The 19,483-nt window shown below is 70.6% G+C and carries 19 protein-coding genes and 1 pseudogene; 5 read left to right on the top strand and 15 right to left on the bottom strand.

What is annotated here, in order from left to right; translation table 11 throughout:
• Window positions 1–90 precede the first annotated feature (90 nt).
• Entirely contained in the window at window positions 91–1,155 is a 1,065-nt protein-coding gene (locus tag ACIHIX_RS15505; protein WP_399955262.1) for a LacI family DNA-binding transcriptional regulator, read from the top strand.
• On the opposite strand, the gene ACIHIX_RS15510 is transcribed toward ACIHIX_RS15505, so the two are convergent.
• Genes ACIHIX_RS15510 through ACIHIX_RS15525 form a run of 4 tightly spaced genes read right to left on the bottom strand, consistent with a single transcriptional unit; the run spans window position 1,118 to window position 5,713 of the window.
• Entirely contained in the window at window positions 1,118–2,485 is a 1,368-nt protein-coding gene (locus ACIHIX_RS15510; RefSeq protein WP_399955265.1) for a glycoside hydrolase family 32 protein, read from the bottom strand. The two genes, ACIHIX_RS15505 and ACIHIX_RS15510, sit on opposite strands and share 38 nt — an antisense overlap.
• On the bottom strand, window positions 2,482–3,336 hold the full coding sequence (locus ACIHIX_RS15515; RefSeq protein ID WP_399955268.1) for a carbohydrate ABC transporter permease: 855 nt from the start codon (window positions 3,334–3,336) through the stop codon (window positions 2,482–2,484). Before ACIHIX_RS15515 ends, ACIHIX_RS15510 begins: the two co-directional genes overlap by 4 nt.
• A gap of 17 nt (window positions 3,337–3,353) precedes the next feature.
• The gene (locus ACIHIX_RS15520; RefSeq protein WP_399955272.1) at window positions 3,354–4,307 is read right to left on the bottom strand and encodes a carbohydrate ABC transporter permease; all 954 of its coding nucleotides are present in this window, start codon (window positions 4,305–4,307) and stop codon (window positions 3,354–3,356) included.
• Window positions 4,304–5,713, bottom strand: coding sequence for an extracellular solute-binding protein (locus ACIHIX_RS15525; protein WP_399955274.1), 1,410 nt, complete (start codon window positions 5,711–5,713; stop codon window positions 4,304–4,306). Before ACIHIX_RS15525 ends, ACIHIX_RS15520 begins: the two co-directional genes overlap by 4 nt.
• Window positions 5,714–5,860: 147 nt before the next feature.
• Between ACIHIX_RS15525 and ACIHIX_RS15530 the strand changes: the two genes are divergently transcribed.
• The 3 genes from ACIHIX_RS15530 to ACIHIX_RS15540 are packed head-to-tail and all read left to right on the top strand — an operon-like array spanning window position 5,861 to window position 9,023.
• Window positions 5,861–7,408, top strand: a complete 1,548-nt coding sequence (locus ACIHIX_RS15530) for a glycoside hydrolase family 32 protein (RefSeq protein ID WP_399955277.1) — start codon at window positions 5,861–5,863, stop codon at window positions 7,406–7,408.
• A 20-nt stretch (window positions 7,409–7,428) separates the two neighbouring features.
• Window positions 7,429–8,025, top strand: coding sequence for a hypothetical protein (locus ACIHIX_RS15535; protein ID WP_399955280.1), 597 nt, complete (start codon window positions 7,429–7,431; stop codon window positions 8,023–8,025).
• Between the two features lie 20 nt (window positions 8,026–8,045).
• Entirely contained in the window at window positions 8,046–9,023 is a 978-nt protein-coding gene (locus ACIHIX_RS15540; protein ID WP_399955282.1) for a TauD/TfdA dioxygenase family protein, read from the top strand.
• A gap of 2 nt (window positions 9,024–9,025) precedes the next feature.
• Here the strand turns inward: ACIHIX_RS15540 and ACIHIX_RS15545 are convergent, their stop codons facing one another.
• The 4 genes from ACIHIX_RS15545 to ACIHIX_RS15560 form a co-directional block, all read right to left on the bottom strand.
• Complete coding sequence (locus tag ACIHIX_RS15545; protein ID WP_399955285.1) at window positions 9,026–10,054, bottom strand: LLM class flavin-dependent oxidoreductase; 1,029 nt, start codon at window positions 10,052–10,054, stop codon at window positions 9,026–9,028.
• Between the two features lie 71 nt (window positions 10,055–10,125).
• On the bottom strand, window positions 10,126–11,628 hold the full coding sequence (locus tag ACIHIX_RS15550) for a metallophosphoesterase family protein (RefSeq protein WP_399955288.1): 1,503 nt from the start codon (window positions 11,626–11,628) through the stop codon (window positions 10,126–10,128).
• Window positions 11,629–11,722: 94 nt separating this feature from the next.
• Window positions 11,723–12,634 (bottom strand): MHYT domain-containing protein, encoded by a 912-nt coding sequence (locus tag ACIHIX_RS15555; protein ID WP_399955291.1) that lies wholly within the window; start codon window positions 12,632–12,634, stop codon window positions 11,723–11,725.
• Window positions 12,635–12,812: 178 nt separating this feature from the next.
• Entirely contained in the window at window positions 12,813–13,778 is a 966-nt protein-coding gene (locus ACIHIX_RS15560; protein ID WP_399955294.1) for an RNA-binding protein, read from the bottom strand.
• 48 nt (window positions 13,779–13,826) lie between these two features.
• Between ACIHIX_RS15560 and ACIHIX_RS15565 the strand changes: the two genes are divergently transcribed.
• The gene (locus ACIHIX_RS15565) at window positions 13,827–14,654 is read left to right on the top strand and encodes an SDR family oxidoreductase (RefSeq protein WP_399955297.1); all 828 of its coding nucleotides are present in this window, start codon (window positions 13,827–13,829) and stop codon (window positions 14,652–14,654) included.
• Window positions 14,655–14,684: 30 nt separating this feature from the next.
• Here the strand turns inward: ACIHIX_RS15565 and ACIHIX_RS15570 are convergent.
• From ACIHIX_RS15570 to ACIHIX_RS15600, 7 genes and pseudogenes are all read right to left on the bottom strand, one after another.
• A pseudogene (locus ACIHIX_RS15570) lies at window positions 14,685–14,837 on the bottom strand (VOC family protein); the annotation flags it as partial.
• A gap of 56 nt (window positions 14,838–14,893) precedes the next feature.
• Window positions 14,894–15,193 (bottom strand): hypothetical protein, encoded by a 300-nt coding sequence (locus tag ACIHIX_RS15575; protein WP_399955300.1) that lies wholly within the window; start codon window positions 15,191–15,193, stop codon window positions 14,894–14,896.
• Window positions 15,194–15,345: 152 nt separating this feature from the next.
• Complete coding sequence (locus ACIHIX_RS15580; RefSeq protein WP_399955303.1) at window positions 15,346–16,140, bottom strand: caspase domain-containing protein; 795 nt, start codon at window positions 16,138–16,140, stop codon at window positions 15,346–15,348.
• A 13-nt stretch (window positions 16,141–16,153) separates the two neighbouring features.
• Window positions 16,154–16,492: a hypothetical protein gene (locus tag ACIHIX_RS15585; protein ID WP_399955306.1), complete on the bottom strand. Its 339-nt coding sequence runs from the start codon at window positions 16,490–16,492 to the stop codon at window positions 16,154–16,156.
• A 103-nt stretch (window positions 16,493–16,595) separates the two neighbouring features.
• The gene (locus ACIHIX_RS15590; protein ID WP_399955309.1) at window positions 16,596–17,819 is read right to left on the bottom strand and encodes a glycoside hydrolase family 64 protein; all 1,224 of its coding nucleotides are present in this window, start codon (window positions 17,817–17,819) and stop codon (window positions 16,596–16,598) included.
• A 159-nt stretch (window positions 17,820–17,978) separates the two neighbouring features.
• Window positions 17,979–18,734 (bottom strand): dienelactone hydrolase family protein, encoded by a 756-nt coding sequence (locus tag ACIHIX_RS15595; protein WP_399955312.1) that lies wholly within the window; start codon window positions 18,732–18,734, stop codon window positions 17,979–17,981.
• A gap of 121 nt (window positions 18,735–18,855) precedes the next feature.
• The gene (locus tag ACIHIX_RS15600) at window positions 18,856–19,476 is read right to left on the bottom strand and encodes an L-threonylcarbamoyladenylate synthase (RefSeq protein WP_329331934.1); all 621 of its coding nucleotides are present in this window, start codon (window positions 19,474–19,476) and stop codon (window positions 18,856–18,858) included.
• Between the last annotated feature and the right edge of the window lie 7 nt (window positions 19,477–19,483).

The following is a 19,483-nucleotide window of genomic DNA, read 5'->3' on the forward strand; positions in this document are numbered from 1 at the left end:
ACCTTTCCCTCGACCATGTCGTCCCTCCAGCGTCACGGATAGGGTGAGCGGTGATCAAGCGGACGGGCGGGGATGAGGACAGCGGACGGCATGGGCAGCACCGAGGAGAAGCAGCCGGCGGGCAAGGGACGCCCCACGTCACGGGACGTGGCACGGCTCGCCGGGGTCTCGCACACCGCCGTCTCCTTCGTGTTCAACGGCCGCGCCGAGGGCAATCTCTCGCCCGCCACCCAGGAACGCATCCGCCAGGCCGCCGCCCAGCTCGGCTACCGCCCCGACCCCGTGGCCCGCGGCCTGCGCCGCCGCCGTACGGCCGTGATCGGTCTGGTCACCGATGAGATCGCCTCCTCGCCCTTCGCCGGCCGGCTGCTGCGCGGTGCCATGGAGACCGCCTGGGACAGCGAGCACCTCGTCCTGACCGTCGACTCCGGTGGCGACCCGGCCAAGGAGGACGCGGCGGTCGCCGAGCTCCTCGACCGGCGCGTGGACGGCATCATCTACGCCGCCTTCTCCCTGCGCCGCGTCCGGGTCCCCGAGGGCCTGCACCGCACCCACTCCGTCCTCGCCAACTGCGTCCCCGAGGACGACTCCCTGCCCGCCGTCATCCCCGCCGAACGCGCCGGGGGCCGTACGGCGGCCCGGTTGCTGCTGGAGCAGGGGCACCGCAGGATCGCCCATGTCGGCGGCCTCGACGACATCGCCTCCGTGGAACGCCTGCGCGGCTTCCGCGACGCGCTGCGCGCCGAGGGGATCACCGTCCCGAAGGAGTGGGTCGTGCGGACGGGCGGCGAGATCTCCGGCGGCCACGAGGGAGCGCTGCGGCTCTTTGACGGCGTACCCGCCGACCGTCGCCCCACCGGCGTCTTCTGCTACAACGACCGGGTCGCCGCGGGCGTCCTGCACGCCGCGACCCGTCTCGGGCTCGCCGTCCCCGAGGACCTCTCCGTGGTCGGCTACGACGACCAGGAGCACATGGCCGCCCATCTCTCCCCGCCCCTCACCACGGTCGCGCTGCCGCACCGGGCGATGGGCGAGGCGGCGACGCGGCTGCTCCTGGACGCCATCGACACGGGCAAGACGCCGCCCGCGACGGTACGGCGTCTCGCGTGCCCGGTGATCAGCCGTGCGTCGGTGGGACCTGCTCCCATCCGATGACGGTCGCCCCGGCTCCCGTCACGGTCAGCTCCGCCACGTCGCCGTCCCGCCGGTAGACCCGCTCGGTCACCGTCGCCCGGTCGTCGACGAACACCTCCAGCAGGGAGCCGTCGACGAGGACCCGTACTTGCCGCGCGGGCGACCGTACGACGACCGGCGCCGCGTTTCCCACGCCGCGGTCCACGCTCACCCTGCCCTCGTCGGGGTCGAGCACGACGGTCAGTTCCGTGCCGTCGGCGGACCGCAGCAGGCCGACGGCCGTCCGGGCGCGGGCGGTGACCGTCAGGTCGTACGACCGCGGCAACGGGGTCGCTCGGGCCGGCTCGGTCACGAACGGCTCCGGCGCGCGCAGCAGTTGGAGCTCAGGCGCCGGTACGACGCTCAGGGCCCCGTCCGCGTGGACGCCCACGGCCCTCGGTGCGGTGAGGGTGCCGGCCCAGCCCGCGCGGTCGATCTCGCCCTGCTCGCGGGACTCCCACGACCAGCCCCACATCAGGGCCCGGTCGTCCTCCTGGAGCACGGCGGGGGCGTAGAAGGCCCGTCCGTGGTCGAGTTGGCCGCCGCCGCGGGCGACGAACCTCAACCCGGCCTCGGAGGAAGCCTCCAGACGACCCGTCAGATATCCGGTGCTCATCGGGTCGCCGTCCCACAGCGACACCACCAGCACCCACTCGCCGCCCCCGGTCGTGTACAGCTGCGGGCATTCCCACCCCACCGCCTTGTCACCGAACACGTCGGTCGCGACGGGGTCGTTGCCGTCCAGGAGGACGCCCGCGAACCGCCAGGCGGCCAGGTCGTCGCAGTCGTAGAGCAGCACGGAGGGCGTGCCGTCGGCGTGGCCCGCGCCGACCAGGGCCCAGCGTCGTCCGCCGTCGCGGAAGACGAACGGGTCGCGGAACATCACGACGTCCAGACCGTCCGGCGGGCCGCTCACGACGGGCGTCGGCAGCGGCTTCCAGTCGGTGAGTGTCTCGTCGTCCGGGACCACCGCCCGGGCCAGGCAGAGCGCGCCGAGGCCGGTGTGGTGGCGGTCGATGCCGGTGTAGACGGCGGTCGGCGTGCCGTCGTCGTCGACCAGGCACCCCGACCAGCAGCCCGCCTCGTCGGGGCCGCCCGGGGTGGGGGTGAGCGCGATCGGGTGGTGCTCCCAGTGGGCGAGGTCGGGGCTGGAGGCGTGGCCCCAGTGGACGTTCGCGTGGACCGGTGCGGCAGGGTTGTGCTGGTAGAAGAGGTGGTAGCGGTCCCGCCAACGGAAGGGCCCGTTCGGGTCGTTGATCCAGTGGGCGGGCGGACGGACCCTGAAACGCGGGGCGTCGGGGTCAGTGTTCAACGGTTGACTCCTGCGGACGTGATGCCCTCGCGCAGAGGGCGCTGGCCGACGACGAACACGGCGACGGCGGGGATCATGGAGAGGACGACACCGGCGAGGACCACCGAGATGGAGCCGGTGCCGAGGTTGCCCTGGAGCGAGACGAGGCCCAGCGGCAGGGTGTAGTTCTGGCCGGAGGTCTCCAGGATCAGTGGTCGGAAGAACTCGTTCCAGTGGTAGTTGAAGGCGAGTACGCCGACGATCGCGAGGCCGGGTGTGGCGAGCGGGGCGTAGACCGAGCGGAAGGTCCGCCAGGGCCCGCAGCCGTCCAGCATCGCCGCCTCGCCCAGGTCCTTCGGCATACCGAGGAAGTACTGCCGCATCAGGAAGGTGCCGAAGGCGGTCGGGAACGCCGGAATGATCAGACCGAGCAGTGTGTCGGTCAGACCCATCGACTTGAGCACCAGGAACACCGGAACGATCGTGACCTGCAAGGGGACCATCATGGTCGCCAGGACCAGACCGAACAGCGGCTTCTTGAAACGGAACTCCAGGCGGGCGAACGCGTACCCGGCGAGCCCGGCCGTGATCATCTGGCCGATCGCGATCAACGCGGTCACCAAAGTGGAGTTGAGGGCCAGCAGCCACACATCGATCTGATCGAAGACACCACGGTACGACTCGATCGTCGGGCTGGTCGGAATGATCTTCGGGGGGAGGTCGAAGGACTCGGCGGGCGTGCGCAGCGAGGTCGAGACGGTCCAGATGACCGGTCCCAGGGTCAGCAGGGCGCAGATCGCGAGGCCGGCGATCCGCGCCCAGGGCGAGAGCGTGCGCCGTGCCCGGCTCGCGGTCAAAGTCGCTTGGCTCATAGGGGAGTTCACCCGGCTCACTGGTAGTGGACGAAACGCCGGCTGAGCCGGAACTGGAGGGCGGTGACCGCCATGACGAGGACGAACAGCAACACGCCCACCGCGGACGCCTCGCCGAAGCGGAGCTGCTCGAACGCGGTCTCGTAGATGACCATGACGACCGTGCGGGTGGAGTCACCGGGCCCGCCGTTGGTCAGCACGTACGGCTGCTCGAAGACCTGAAGGGCGTTGATGATGCCGACGACCGACGCGACCAGGAGGGTGGGTGACAGCAGCGGCAGGGTGACGGTGAGGTGCTTGCGCAGTCCGGTCGCGCCGTCGAGGGAGGCGGCCTCGTGGATCTCCTTGGGGATGTTGTTCAGACCACCGACGAACAGTAGGAACGAGAAGCCGAACTGCTGCCAGACATAGACCAGGATGACCGCCGCCATCGCGGAGTTCTCCGAGGTCAGCCACGGCACGGGAGCGATCCCGATCAGCCCGAGGAGCCAGTTCACGACCCCGAAGTCCTGGTTGAACAGGTACTTCATCACCACCGAGATCGACGCGGCGGACAGGATGAGCGGGAAGAAGAAGGCCGAGCGGAACACCGACCGCAGCCACACCGGCATGCGTCCGTTCACCGCCAGGGCGAGAGTGAGCGCGATGAGCAGCTGGAGCGCCACCGCGAGCACCATGAACACGAGCGTGTTGCGGAAGGAGACCAGAACGGTCGAATCGCTCACCATCTCGCGGTAGTTGGCCGCTCCGGCGAAGGTGGGCGAGTCGATCACGTTCCAGTGGAAGAGGCTGAGCACGACCGATCCGGCGATCGGGACGACCGTGAAGATCACGATCCCGACGATCGTCGGCGCCAGGAACAGCGCGGCCAGCAGCCGGGTGCCGCGCTCGCGGGCGGACGGCCGGGGCGCGGGGGCGGCTTCGGCCACCCGCTGCTTCGGCCGTACGGGGGGTATCTGGGTGTTCGTCATACGTCACGCTCCATGGCCTTCTCCAGATCGGACTGCATCCGGCGCAGCGCGGGGGCCACCGAGCGGCGCGAGGCGAGGGCGGTCCCGGTGTGCTTGAGCAGCACCTGCTCGACCTCGGCGACCTGCGGCGGGGCCGGGATCGGCCCGGTGTCCGGGAACTTGTCGAGGGTGTCGTAGAAGACCTGCCAGTGGCTCGGGCCCATCTTCCGGTAGCGGTCGGCGGTCAGCATCGAACGGCGGGCCGGGGTGGTCTGGTTGGTCTCGAAGAGCCGCATCAGGGTGTCCCTGCGGGACGCGAACTTGATGAACTCCCAGGCCTCGTCCTGGAGTTTCGAGGTGCGCAGCAGGGCGTAGCCGGCGGCGCCGAACTGCATGCGCTGGGTGCGCCAGCGCGGGAAGTACTGCACGTCGAAGCTGCCGGGCCGCATGCCGGCCAGGTTCAGGCCGCCCGCCCAGAAGCCGCCCGCGGGGGTGACCCCGACCCGGCCGGTGGAGAACACGCCGATGAGGTTCTGGCCGTTGCCGCCCTCGGGGCGGGTGCACAGGTCCTCCTGGATGAGCGAGGCCAGATAGTCGTACGCCTCCTCGACGCGCTCGTGGTCGGCCTGCGGGGTCGTCCACCGGTAACCGCCGCCGCGGCCCTGCCGGTCGGCGGCCGGGTAGAAGGAGTCCCACAGCCAGGCGCCGCCCGGTGCCTTGGACTCGCTCAGCAGGTTCGTGCCGTTGGCGAACAGCCAGGGCACGACCCCGCCCCACAGGCGGTTGGTCCAGAAGTACGGCGTGAACTGCGAGCCGCTGGACCTCTTCATGTCCCGCAGCAGCGCGGTGAAGTCGTCGCGGGTCCAGTCGGCGGCCGGGAAGGAGGCGCCCGCCCGCTTGAGTACCTGGCTGTTGAGGTAGATGTCGGCCGCGTTGAACTCGACGGGCAGCTGGTAGAGGCTGCCCTCGTACATCATCGACTCGACCAGCGAGGGATGGACGTCGGCGAAGTACTCGCGCAGTTCGTCCGCGTCCCGCTTCACCCACTTGTCGAGGGCGACGCCGAGGCGCTGGGCGAAGAGCTGGACGCCCTCCGTGGCGACGTAGACGAGGTCGGGGGCGGTGCCCGCGGCGATCTGGGTGAGGATCTTCGCGAAGAAGTCGGACCAGTCCGTGGCCTGTACGGCGTTGATGCGCAGCTTGATGTCGGGGTGGACCTTCCTGAAGCCCTCGGTGAGCGTGCGGATGGCCTCCGGGCCGTAGGCCGGGCCGAGGGTGGCGACGACGAGGGAACCGTCGTCACGGCCGGGTATGTCGGCTCCGGTGAGCCGGTCCCAGCTCGCGGCGGTGCCGGCCAGCGCGGCGGCACCCGCGCCGTAGGCGCCGTACCGCATCAGCGAGCGGCGGGAGAAGTGCGAGTCGGTCATCCAACGGGCCTAACTCGTGTTAGTTCAGGGTTGATGCCCCAGATGATGGGAAGGGTGCCGCGCCCCTGTCAAGGGTCGGGACGGCTCGACCTTTAACGAGTTAGAAACCTTGACCTTTAACGTGTTAGGCCGCACAGTCCTGAGGCCATGAGACTTTCCAGAAGAGCGCTCCTCACGGGTTCGGCGGCCGGCGCGGCCGGTGTACTGCTGCCGACGGCACCGGCCACCGCGAAACCCAAAGCGGCCGGGAGCTGCGCGAGTTACCGCGCCGCGTACCACTTCACGGTCCCCGACCAGTGGAAGAACGACCCGCAGCGGCCGGTGTGGATCGACGGCGAGTACCACTACTACTACCTCTACAACCCGGACTACCTCACGGCCGGCACCGAAGCGGGCACCGCCTGGCGGCTGGCCACCAGCCGGGACCTGGTCTCCTTCACCGACCGGGGGATCGCCGTCCCGAAGGACACCACCGTCAACGGCGACGTCTGGTCGGGCTCCGTGGTCGTCGACGGCGCCGACACCGCGGGCTTCGGCGCCGGCGCGGTGATCGCCCTGGTCACGATGTCGCCCGGCGGCGGCACCGACCACCAGGAGCAGTTCCTGTACTACTCCACCGACGGCGGCCGCACCTTCCGCAACCACGGCACCGACCCGGTGCTCCCCAACCCCGGAGTCCGCGACTTCCGCGACCCCAAGGTCATCCGCGACGAGGACCACGGCCGCTGGGTGATGGCCCTCGCCGAGAACACCAAGATCGGCTTCTACCACTCGGCGGACCTCAAGTCCTGGACGTACGTGGGCGGATTCGTCAAGGACGGCATCGGCGTCCTGGAGTGCCCGGACCTGTTCCGCATCACCGCGTCCGACGGCACCGTGAAATGGGTGCTGGGCGTCAGCGCGAACGGCAAGGGGGCCGGGCTGCCCAACACGTACGCCTACTGGACCGGTTCCTTCGACGGCACCACCTTCACCCCCGACGCGAGCGACCCGCAGTGGCTGGACCACGGCTGGGACTGGTACGGAGCCGTCACCTTCGAGAAGCGGTCCGCGAACGGCACCCTGGACGAACGTGTCCGCTACGCGATCGGCTGGCTGAACAACTGGGACTACGCGGGCACGACCCCCACCATCGACTGCGACGGCTTCAACGGCACGGACTCGATCGTCCGCGAGATCACCCTGAAGCGGGCCGGCTCCGGCGCGTACTACCTGGCCTCGCGCCCGATCACCGCCCTGGACGACCACGTCTCGCGCACGATCGAACTCGGCGACCTGACGGTGACGGGCACGCGCGTCCTCGACTACACCGGCATCTCCTACGAGGTGACGACCGAGGTGACCTGGGACTCGCTGACCGGCGCCGGCCTCCAGCTGCGCCGCTCCGCCGACGGGGGCCGGCACATCGACGCCGGCGTCTACGGCGACTACGCGTTCCTCAACCGCCGTAACACCGTGAACCCCGACACCTCCGGCAGGTGGCAGGAGAGCCACAGCCCCTTCGACCGCTCCGCCCGCACGGTGAAGCTGCGCATCCTGGTCGACCGGACGTCCGTCGAGATGTTCGTGGACGACGGCCGGTACGTGCACTCGTCGGAGGCGTTCCCGTATCTGGTCGACACCGGGCTCGCGCTGTTCTCGATCGACGGGACGGCGGTCTTCCGGAACACGGTGATACGGGAGTTCAGCGTCTGAGGTCGTCTAGGGTCGGTCGGATGCGCGTACTGCTCATCGGCGGGACCTCCCACACCGGCAAGTCGACCGTGGCCCGGGCCGCCGCCGAGCGGCTCGGGTTCACCTACCGTCCGACCGATCTGCTGGCCCGGCACCCGGGACGCCCCTGGCGGACGCCGGACCGTGAGGTGCCGCCGCAGGTCGCCGAGCACTACGGCACCCTCGGCGTCGACGAGTTGATCGACTCGGTGCTCGACCACTACGCACGGCTGTGGCCGCGGATCGAGGAGCTGATCACCGAGCACGCCGTGGGCACCGGGCCGGGTCTGGTGCTGGAGGGTTCCGCGCTCTGGCCCAGCCGTGTCGCCGCGCTCGACGTTCCGCGGGTCGAGGCCGTCTGGTTCACCGCGGACGAGGGCGTGCTGGCCGACCGGATGCACGCGGCGGCACGGTACGGGGAGGCGAGCGCCGAGGAGCGGTACCTGGTGGACCGGTTCGTGGCCCGCGCCCGGCGTTTTCAGCACCTCGTGCGGGAGTCCGTGGACGCGGCCGGGCTGTGCCGCGTCGACACGACCGGGCGGACCGTGACCGACCTGGTGGAGGAGATCCTGGCCGGGCACGGTCGCCAGAGCCCGTGATCGCTGACACGATCTTCGTCATGACGACGAATGCGGACAGGGACGCGACAGCAGCGGAGAGGGCGTCCGGGATCGAGGTGAAACCGGTCGCCGGACACATCGGGGCGGAGATCACGGGCGTCGACCTGGCCGGAGAGATCGAGGACAGCATGGTCGCCGCGATCCGTGCGGCCGTACTGCGGTGGAAGGTGGTGTTCTTCCGGGACCAGAAGCTCGATCACGCCGGGCATGTGGCGTTCGCGCGCCGGTTCGGTGAGCCGGTGGTGCTGCCCAGGCGGGGGAGTGCCTCGCCTCCCGACTTCCCCGAGGTCGAGACGACCGCCGACCGGCTGGAACTGGGCGGGAAGTTCGGCATGGAGCACGACGAGTGGCTCCAGCGCCGCCGCCACAGCCTGCTGCGCGGCTGGCACTGCGACCACGGTGCCCGCGTCGACCCGCCCGCCGCGACCATCCTGCGCGCCCAGAGCGTCCCGCCCTACGGCGGCGACACCACCTGGTCCAACCTGGCCGCCGCCTACGCCGGACTGTCCGCCCCGGTGAGGGAGTTCGTGGACGGGCTGCGCGCCGAGCACCGGCTCGGCGTCGGCTATCAGCCGCGGCCCGGTGACGACCGTTATCTGAGGCACCTGTTGGATCACCAGACGGCCTCCGAGCACCCGCTGGTCCGCGTGCACCCGGAGACGGGGGAGCGGGTGCTGTTCGTCAACGGCTACTACCTGGAGCAGATCGCAGGCCTCTCCCGTCCCGAGAGCCGGGCGATCCTCGACATGCTGCTGGAGCAGGCGGTCCGGCCCGAGTACACGGTCCGTTTCCGCTGGGAGCCGGGCAGCGTGGCCTTCTGGGACAACCGGGCCACGATCCACCTGGCTCCCAGCGACAACGCCCACCTGGACTTCCCCCGCACCATGCACCGGGTGATGCTGACGGGCGACGTCCCCGTGGGCGTCGACGGCAAGCCGTCGCGGCCGGTCGTGGGGACCGCCCCCGGCCGCTGGTGACCTCAGCCGACGGGCCGCCACCCCAGCGCCGGGCCGAGCTTGGTCGCCATGTCCGTGAGGATCTGGACGTAGTCCTCGTGCCCGAAGGTGAACGGCAGCGCGAACGCGACCTCGTCGACCTCGCGGAACGCGGCGTGTGCGTGCAGCCGTTCGGCGATCTCGTCGGACGTGCCGACGATGTCCGGCGCGAACATCAGGCGGGCGGGGCCTTGCGGGGTCGTGGTGCGGGGGGTGCGCTTGGCGGCGTACTCCTCGTACTTCGCGCGCTGTGCGGGCGAGGCGGAGTCGGTCGGGATGACGACGAGCCCCTGGGAGACCCGGGCGGCCTCGCCGTCCGGATGGGCGGCGCGGAAGGCGCGGATGTGGGACAGCTGGATCTCGGCGAAGTCCGTTGTCTCCTCGGGGTGTTCGGCCTTGACGACGCTGCTGGTGAGGAAGTTCATGCCGTGTTCGCCGGCCCACCGCGCGGAGCCGAGGCTCCCGCCGCCGTACCAGAGCCGGCTCCCGAGACCGGGGGACTGCGGCTGCACCCGGTCCGAGAACACCTCGAAACCCTCGACCCCGCTGAAGTCGGTCGCCGACTTGCCGCGCACGAAGTCCAGCAGCCGCCGCACCCGCTCGTACGAGAAGTCCTCGGCGTCCGCCGTGTCCGGGTAGAGGGCCTCCTTGACCTGGTCGTAGTGCATGGGCGGGCCCACGCTCACGCCCGGGTTGATGCGGCCCCCGGACAGCAGGTCGACGGTCGCCAGGTCCTCCGCCAGCCGCAGCGGGTTCTCCCAGCCGAGCGGGATGACCGCGGTGCCCAGCTCGATGCGCCGGGTGCGCTGCGAGGCGGCGGCCATGACGGCGACCGGGGACGAGATGCCGTACTGGAGGTGCCGGTGGCGCAGCCAGGCGCTGTCGAAACCGAGCCGCTCGCCCAGCTCGATGATCTCCAGCGTGGACTCGTGACCCCGTCGCGGGTCCGCCTCGTCGAACAGTCCGATGGTGAGGAAGCCCAGCTTGCGCAGCGGACGAGAGGTGGGTGGCACGGGCCCCTCCACGGGTCATGGATCAACGTCGTACGGCAGTGCCAACCCGGGCGCGTCCCGCGATGTTCCCCTCAGGTCAGGGCGATGGTGACCTCGTCCTCGATCGGCGGGTCGACCTCCTGGGCGCGGTTGCCGGTCGCGGCGTGGCAGCGCAGCCGGACCGACTCCGGGGTGACGTCCAGGCGCAGGAAGCACTTGAAGAACGGCGGGCCGTACGTGGCCGAGCTCGGGGAGAACAGCTGCGTGTAGATCTTGCGCACGGGGAGCCTGAACCGCTTGGCCCGGTCGGGGCGGCGGCCGGTGCCCAGCAGCCCGGCGACGAGGCGGGTGCGCCGGGTGACCCGGGCCTCCGGGCCGGGGGCGCGTCCCGGCCTGATCTGCAATCGCTCGGCGACCACGGCCGCGGCCTCGGCGGCGCTGAGGGTGAAGAAGCGGCGCAGCCGCAGCCGGCGGCCGTAGAGCCTGCTGTAGAAGGCCAGGGAGTCGCCGCGCAGCGGGTAGCAGCGGAAGGTGTCCTCGGTGACGTTCGCGATGTCGACCCGAGGGATGGTGTGGGTGGCGTGCATGAAGGCACCGCCGCCGCCCGAGACCACGTACTGGATGGTGCGGCCGTCCACGTCGACGGGATAGCGCTGGTAGTTGTGGATGTCGCCGCCTATCGCCGCGACGTAGTGGTGCGCCGGGTCGCGGACGATGTCGTCGACGGTGCCGCCGCCGTCGATGGGGCAGGGATGGTGCTCGCCGTCCACGTACAGGGGTGAGCCGGTGACCAGGATCTTCGGGCGCGGCCCCTGGGAGACCTCGCGCAGCCAGGCGCCCTGCTCGGCGTCGAGGGTTCCGAGCAGGCCGGTGTCGATGCCTATGATCCGTACCGGTCCGGCGTCGATCGCCCAGTAGGGGCCGGGCTGGACGGCCTGTTGGCCCCGGTCGGCCCGCAACTGTCGTACCTCGTCCAGACGTTGACCGTCATCGCGGCGCGGGCGGTGCCAGAGCAGGGAGCGCAGCCAGGCACGGCTGAGCGGGCGCGGGGCGGGTTCGGGGGTGAGCGGCGGGGCGTCGTCGCAGAAGACGCGCATGAACCCGCCGAGGTCCTCGTACCAGTCGTGGTTGCCGGGTATCGCGTAGATGGGCGCGCGATAGTCCTGGTAAGGGCGGAAGAACTTGGTGCCGTAGTCGTCGGCGCTGCCGACCGGGTAGATGACGTCACTGGCGAGGACGGTGAAACGGGTGTCCTGGCTGATCCTCAGGAAGCCTGGTACGACGGCGTACTGGGATGCGTCCCCCTCGCCGGTGTCGCCGATGACCATGAAGGAGAAGCGGTCCGGGTCGTCCCGTCGGATCACCTTGTCCGCCGGCGCGCCCGCCTTGGCCCGCTGGGCGACCCAGCGGCTTCGGGTGCGGCCCGTCGGGTCGCCGAACCAGGAGGCCAGGACGCCGTTGCGGGCCGCCCACAGCATCCTCGGGTCGAGCCACGAGATCTTCTCGACCTCGGACGGCATCAGGCGCTCGAAGTCGCCGCGCTCGGCAGCACCCCAGCCGGCGCCCTCGGCGGTATCGCGTGAGGAGTCAGACACCGGTGCACCGTAACAATGATCTAGCGGAGGCCGGGCGGCGGGTTCCCTCGATGCCCGTGAACGAGCCGGTTGGCGGCGGGCGTTGGGGGCGTCGTCACCATTCGCCGGCGCGCTGCGGGGTGTCGTAGGGGTGCTGGCGCGCCCGTGCGGGGCTCGTGGGGGTCTCGAAGAGCGAGCTGTGCGTCGGCGCGGGAGCCTCTTCGGCGGACCAGGTGGTCGGCTTCCGGGCTGAAGCCGGCTCCTGGCGTGCGGCGGGACGGCTCCCCTCACTGTCGCCCAGCACGAGCAGCGGGTCGAACATGACGACAACTCCGGCCAGGACGAGGAAGATGACCGGCCCCAGCAGCATCGGCAACAGCAGCGAGGACGCCGAGTCACCGGCCCAGGAGCCGCCGGTCGTGCCGTGCACATGGACGCTGACGGCGGCCATCGCGGTGTAGTGCATGCCGGAGACGGCCACGCCCATGACGAGACTGGCGCCGAGGCTGGTCATGAAGCCCCGGATGGTGACGGCCGCCCAGAGGGCCGCCGTGGCGGCGACGATCGCGATCACGACCGAGAGGCCGACGGTCAACGCGTCATAGCCGATCGCCCCGTTGAGACGCATGGCGTACATGCCCAGGTAGTGCATGGCCGCGACGCCGATCCCGGTGACGATCCCCGCCAGGGAGAGGTTCGCCGTGCCGGCGCCGCGATAGCCGACGATGAACACGCCGATGCCGACCACGACGATCGACACGGCCAGGCTGAGCAGGGTGAGCCCCGCGTCGTAGCGGATCCTGGTCTCCTCGACCTGGAAGCCGATCATCGCGATGAAGTGCATCGTCCAGATGCCGCACCCGATCGACGCGGCGCCCAGCGCGAGCCAACCGGCCTTCCATGATTCGGCGTTGAGCAGCGACCGCACGATGCAGCGCAGCCCCAGGGCCCCACCCAGACACGCCATCACATACGCCGCGATCGGCGTCACCACGCCGTAGCGAAATCCGTCGACGGTGCCTTCCATACGCCAACTCCCCCCAGAGCCACCGCTAGTGCTGGGGCAAGGTCTACGCCGTAAGGGCCGCGTAAAGCAAGGATTTACCGGCAGTAACCAGTGAACTCTGGAGCACCACGTGTTCACTTCGGTCACGGGGCGATGAATTTGAGCCATGAACGACTTCGCGACCCCGGCTCGCACACGGTCAGATGCGCCAGCGAGCCCGGAGGACCCCGTCCTGGTCCGGCATGACCGCCGTGCACACCGGCACGCGTTCGTCCGCGTACACGGAAAGGAGCGCGGCGGCGCGGGCACCGGACATCCGGGAGGCCAGTTCCGTGAACACCTCCTCGTGGGCGACGGCGCTGTGGACGAGTCCGTCCTCGCACTGCCACACCCCTTCGACGAGGCCGTCGGCGGGGAGGGAGTCCAGGACGGCCTCGACGTCGGTCGACAGCGGTGGCCAGACCGCCAGCCGGGCCCGGGGAGCCAGTCCCGCGCGGACCGGGTCGACGGAGTCACCGGTGAGGTGATGCCACCGCGAGGCGCCCTCCAGATACATCTCTTCCAGGATCCCGGCACGCCCGGCGGCGACTGCGTGACGCACGTCCACCCAGAAAGCGTCGTCCGCCGCGCGCTGGACGCCCGGCGCCTCCTCTCCATCACCGGCCCCGAAGGCGTACGGGGAGGCGGCCAGACGTTCCGGGAACAGCCCGAGCGCACGCGTGCGGGCCAGCGCCTGCTCACAGGCCCGGTCGGAGCCGACGTAGAGGTACTGGTCCCACCCCACGTGCACCGCGAACGTGTCCTCCACCTCCAGCCGGCACCACGCGCCGCCGTCCCGCAGCATCACCCGCACCAGCTCCAGCCCGACGTCCAGCGGCACCCGCGCCCCGTCATGGAAGCCGTCCCGACCCGACGGGAAGAGCGCGTCCAGGCCGAAGTCCTCCCGCGCGGGCTCCCCACCGAAGTGGACGAGCGAGGAAACCTCCGGCTCCCGTACGACCAGATGATCGACGCCGGTGTCCGCGGCGAAGGCGGCCACCGCCTTGAGACAGGCCGCCTCGACCTCGCCGTGGTCGCTGACGACGTCCTCGGGGCCGTGGTAGTGGCCGCGCTCGTCGCGGTCGGCGGGGTCGTACTTGGTGACCCGGTAGACGTGGCTGGGCATGACGGCATCCTTCCGCACCGGCCGGGCTGGGCCCTAGCGTGGCCGATCATGAAGATCCTGATCGTCGGCGGCAGCGGCTTTCTCGGCCGGGAGGTCGCCGAACGGGCAAGGGCCGCCGGGCACACCGTGACGGCGACCTTCGCGACCCGCGCGGGTGACCTCACCGGGGTGCGCTGGCTGCCGCTGGACCTGCGGCGGGCGGACGAGATCGACGCGACGCTCGATGAGACCGGGCCCGATGTCGTCGTCAACGCGGCTTACCGCAAGGGCGACTGGGCCACGACGGCCGACGGGGCGGCCCGGTTGGCGCGGACGGCGGGCGCGCGGGCGTGCCGGCTGGTGCACGTGTCGAGCGACGCCGTCTTCTCCGGCTCCGCCGTCCCCTACGACGAGTCCGCCACGCCGGATCCGGTCACGCCGTACGGCGCCGCGAAGGCCGCCGCCGAGACGGCGATCCGGCTGCTCGCTCCCGACGCCGTCATCGCCCGCACCTCACTGATCGTCGGCGACGGCGATTCGGACCACGAGGAGTTCGTCCATGATCTGGCCGAGGGGCGGCGCGAGGGGGTGCTGTTCACCGATGTCATCCGGTGCCCCGTCCATGTCGCCGACCTCGCCGCGGCACTGCTGGAGCTGGCCGCCACCGACCACACGGGCGTGGTCCACCTCGGCGGACCCGACGCGGTCAGCCGCCACGAGCTCGGCGTCCTGATCGCCGCCCGCGACGGACTGGACGCGGCGAGACTGCCCACCGGACGACACGCCGACCTGAACACCCCGGGCGCGCTGGACGTCCGCCTGGACAGCGGGCGGACGCAGCGCACTCTGCGGACGAGGCTGCGCGGCGCCCGCGAATTCCTGCGGCGCGGAGAGTGACACGGGGCCGCCCTCGGCGGAGTGCCGCTCTCAGACCACCGGCTGCCCGACACCCAGCAGATTGCCCTCGCTGTCCCGGAACCAGGCGGCGCGCTCCCCACGGGCCCCCTTGCTCGGGTAGTTCCCGTCGATGTCGGCGATCCCGTCCTTCGTCCGGAGCCCCGGCAGGTCGACCTCCTCGAACGTCTCGTCGTCCGCGTTCATGGCTCCACTGTGCGCCCGTGTGAGCTTCGCGGCGGCTACGGGGTCTTGGAGCTGCACAGTGAGACGACCTTCTGTTCATCCTCGGTCAGAGTGACCTTGCTGCCTCCGGCCTGGTTCTGCGCGTTCTTCTTGCACGCGGAGGCCTGAACACTGAGTTGGTTGATCGCCGCCGCCTGCGCCTGCGAGCGGCTCTGGTACGCGATCGTGTCCTCGATCTGGCTCTGCTGGTACAGCGACAGGTACTTGAGCTTGCCCACGTAGTACTGGGTCTGCGTCCACTGGTAGAAGCCGTACAGCCCGCCGCCCATCGCTGTCAGAACGACCCCGCTCAGCACCGCGAACAACTTCCTCCGACGCGTCCAGCGGCCTCGGCCCCATGGCCACCGGAACCGCCACCTCTCGCCCGACGGCGGCGACGGCATGGTCGGCGGAGGGCCGAAAGCGGGAGCAGGCGGGGTGGGTGCCACCTCGGGCATCGCGACGATGCTCATCGCCGCCGTGTCGCGGCCCGGCCAGGGCGAGGGGTTCTGGTGCGGGGCCAGAGCGGTGCCGGGACGGGGCAGGAAGAAGAAGTCGTGCGTGGGACGCGGTCCTGCACGGCGTCGCGGAACTCGGCGAGAGCGAGCGGCCGGCCGTGCGGGTGGGCGGTCACCACGTCGGCGATGGACCGCGAGAAGATGCTGAACGATTCGCCCGGGCGTGTGCCGTGGTCGCGGCCGTCCCGCACCTGTTCGTGCGGGCGGACGAACAGCGACAGCTGGGCCGGGGAGCAGCCGTACAGATAGGCCACCTTCCGGCGCAGTGCCGCGCTGATCTGCTGGCGCCCCCATTCCCTGACGCCTGCCACGCTCATGGAGTCCTGCTCGATGCCCTCGCGGCAGGCGTCGATGAGGAACACCACATGGTCGGCCGGGGTCTCGTCGAGGTGTCGCCGCCAGTCGATGGGAACGCACCCCGACTCGAAGGGGTGGACGTCCTCGTCGATGTCCTCCGGCACCAGAAAGTCCTGGCCACGCGCGTGCACCCCGTGTCCGCTCAGGAGGATGAACGCGGTGTCACCGGGCCGTACCCGGCGCAGGAAGCCGATGACCCGGGCGTTGATGTAGTTCGCGGAGATCTGCTTGCCGCCGGGGCGCCGGGCGAGCACCTGGACGTCGGCGAAGCCGCGCCCGGTGAGTACCGCGCCGAGCCGGGTGAGATCGCCGGGGACGAAGGGCAGCGGCTGGATGCCGCGCATCTCGTAGTCGCTGGCGCCGATGAGCAGCGCGCGGTGGTGCCCCATGACCGGCGCCCGGTCACTGCCGGAAGACGAGGACGATGCCGCGACTGCTCTGCACCTGCGCGCTGCCCACGAACTGCACCCCGCCGGCCGCCGTCACCTGTACGGACAGCTGGGCCTCTCGCAGGGGAAGCGGTCCGCCCCGGGCCGCGACCTCCGCGAAGAGGTCCTGAAGGGCGTCGACGGCGTCGGCGAGGTTCTTGCGCAGCACACCCAGCGGTACGCCGCGCAGCACCGCCTCCTGACGGTTGCCGAAGAGTCCCATCGAGTCCTCGCCGTCAGGGTCGGACTCCTCGTCGTACGAAACCCAGAAGGGCAGTGTCGGCTCGCCGGGTACGGCGCCGGACGTGTCCATTGGTGACCCCCATCCCCCGATGTGACGGAGAAACTTTAGTGCAAATGGGCCGAGTCGGTGCCCGTTCGGACAGGACGGGGGCGGGGGGTGACGGCCGGGTCGCTCAGCTCAACGGGTCCAAGGTCAGATACGCCTGGAGCGGGTTGCCGTCGTGGACCAGGGACTCGTGCTGGCCCACGTCGTCGAAGGCGAAGGCGTAGGCCTTGCCGTCGGCCATGCGGTCGTGGATGACGCGGGCGTAGTGGTTGGTCACCGGGTCCTGGTAGAAGGCCGCCGCGGAGGTGTCCGGCTGGTTGGGGTTGGTGAGCAGGGTCGAGCGGTTGAAGCCGGCGCACAGGGTGCGGGAGATCGGGCCGCGGACGGCGTCGTTGGGGGCGTCGAGGAGTTTGTGGCAGCCGAAGACACTGCTCGCGTCCGGCTTCTGGAACGTCGTCACCACCGCGCCGGAGGAGTTGGTGAAGTTCATGACGCCGCCGGAGACCCGGCCGTAGTACTTCGTGTTCGGCTGGTCGGCGAACGGGGTCACGGTGAGCGTCGAGGTGGCGTACTTCTGCCAGACGCGGTTGATGTAGTCGTTCAGGACGGTGGCGGGCAGGGCTCCGGTCTCCAGGCCGTACGCCGGGGACAGCGCGCGCAGGACCGTGCCGTCGGCGCGCGTCTGGACCAGGCCGCCCCAGCCGCCCGACTGTGCGCGCAGGGCGTTGAAGACGGCGTTGTAGCCACCGGACTTGAGGCGTCCCGTGCTGACCGTGCTGCCGTCGGCGCGCTGGACGCCGACCGCGTAGGGAGCGGAGAACATGTCCACCTGGGTGCTGTTGAGCCACAGACCCGAGTCGTTGAGCGTGTACTCCGACCAGTTGAAGAGGATGTCGCGGTTCGGATCGCTCGGGTTCTGCACCGCCGGCTGCACCAGACCGCCGGTGGTGAGCCGGAAGTCGAGCTTCCTGCCGTACGAGAAGTAGACGCGGCCGGAGAACTTGGGCATGCGGATCGTCTTCGACTGACCTGCCGCGGGGCCGGTGATCGACGCGTCCGGTGCGGGGGTCGGCGGGTTGCCGCCCGCCGGCCAGGCGTGGAACGTACCGGCCGCGTCGGCCCAACCCTGCTGGCCCGTCGCCAGGTTGGTGCCGAGGTTGTAGATGTACACCGCGTCGCCGCGGCCCGAGTTGTTCGTCACCTTGAGGGGGATCGTGGCGGGCACCGCCGCGGTCGCGGTCGACGGTGCGCCGAGGGTGAGCAGGGCGCCGAGCAGGGTGGCCGCGCCTGCCGCGGCCGGGAGTCGGTGCCTCAGCCGTCCGAGTCGTCCGAGTCGTTGGAATCCGAGCACGCTCCACCTCCGTGGGGGGATGGGAGAGGTACGGGGATTGGTCCGTACCAGTTTTGAGAGCGCTCTCAGAGTCGCGCCGCGACGCGAGCATGTCAATGAAGTCGACCGAATGCACCGCGAGGCGGCGCCCACGGAGTTCACGGGCGCCGCCTCGTTGGCTCAGAACGTCCGCTTCAGCAGGTCGAGCAGTGCCGCCCAGTGCCGCTCCGTGGCCTCGTGGTGGTACGCCGCCGTGTCGGCCTGCGTGTACCCGTGGTGCGCGCCCGGGTAGACCTCGCCGTGGTGCCGTACGCCCGCCTCGGTCAGCGTGTCCGCCAGCAGCCGGATCTGCTCCGGCGGCATCGAGGGATCCTCGTCGGCGTGTCCGAAGTACAGCTCGGCGGTGATGTGTTCGGCCACCCGGTGCGGACTGTCCGGGGCGTCGGTGGCGAGACGGCCACCGTGGAAACCGGCCGCGGCCGCCACCCGGTCCGGATGGGTACCCGCCGTCAGCACGGCGAGCCGGGCACCCATGCAGTAGCCGGTCAGTGCCACCGGACCCTCGGTCACGTACGGGCTCTCCGCCAGAAAGGCCAGATAGGCGCCGGCGTCGCGCATCGCGAGTTCGGGGGTGAGCGACTGCATGACCGGACCGATCGCGCTCCACAGGTCGGGCCGCGCGTCGGTGTCGATGAACTCCGGCAGGTCGAAGACCGGCGAACGGCCGTGCCGGTAGAAGACGTTGGGCACCAGGACCGTGTATCCCTCCCCGGCGAGCCGGTCGGCCATGGACCGCAGATGCGGGCGCAGCCCGAAGGCGTCCTGGTAGAGCAGGACACCGGGGTGGGGGAGCCCGTCGTCGGGACGGGCCAGATAGGCGTCGGCGACGCCGTCCGCGGTGGCGATGTCGACGGGGGTTCCCTGTACCGAGGTCATGGGGGCGCCTCTCTGTGCATATGACGGCGAGCAGCTCGCCGGCCCGGCGGGGTCGGGCCGGGAATATCGTTTCACGCACCACGTAACTGGGGTGCGAGGACCCCCTGGGCCCGGGCTCCGCTCACTCGAACCGTGAGGTGTCGCCCGCTCCCCGCCGTACGATCTCCGCCTCGCCGCCGGAGAAGTCGATGACCGTCGTCGGCTCGGTGCCGCACTCGCCGGAGTCGAGCACCGCGTCCAGGACGTGGTCGAGACGGTCCTTGATCTCCCAGCCCTGGGTCATCGGCTCGTCCTCGTCGGGCAGGAGCAGGGTGCTGGAGAGCAGCGGCTCGCCGAGCTCGGCCAGCAGGGCCTGGGTGACGACATGGTCGGGGATACGGACGCCGACCGTCTTCTTCTTCGGGTGCTGCAACATGCGCGGCACCTCCCTGGTCGCCGGCAGGATGAACGTGTAACTGCCCGGCGTCGAGGCCTTCACCGCACGGAAGACGTCGTTGTCGACCCGGACGAACTGGCCCAGCTGCGCGAAGTCCTGGCACACCAGGGTGAAGTGGTGCCGGTCGTCCAGCCGGCGGATCGCGCGGATCCGCTCGATGCCCTCCCGGCTGCCCAGCTTGCAGCCGAGCGCGTAGCAGGAGTCCGTGGGATACGCGATGAGTGCCCCGGCCCTGATGCTGTCCGCGACCTGGGAGACGGTGCGCGGCTGGGGGTTGTCGGGGTGCACGTCGAAGTACTTCGCCATCCGTCGA

It is taken from the genome of Streptomyces sp. NPDC051913 (assembly GCF_044593635.1).
Classification (GTDB): Bacteria; Actinomycetota; Actinomycetes; order Streptomycetales; family Streptomycetaceae; genus Streptomyces.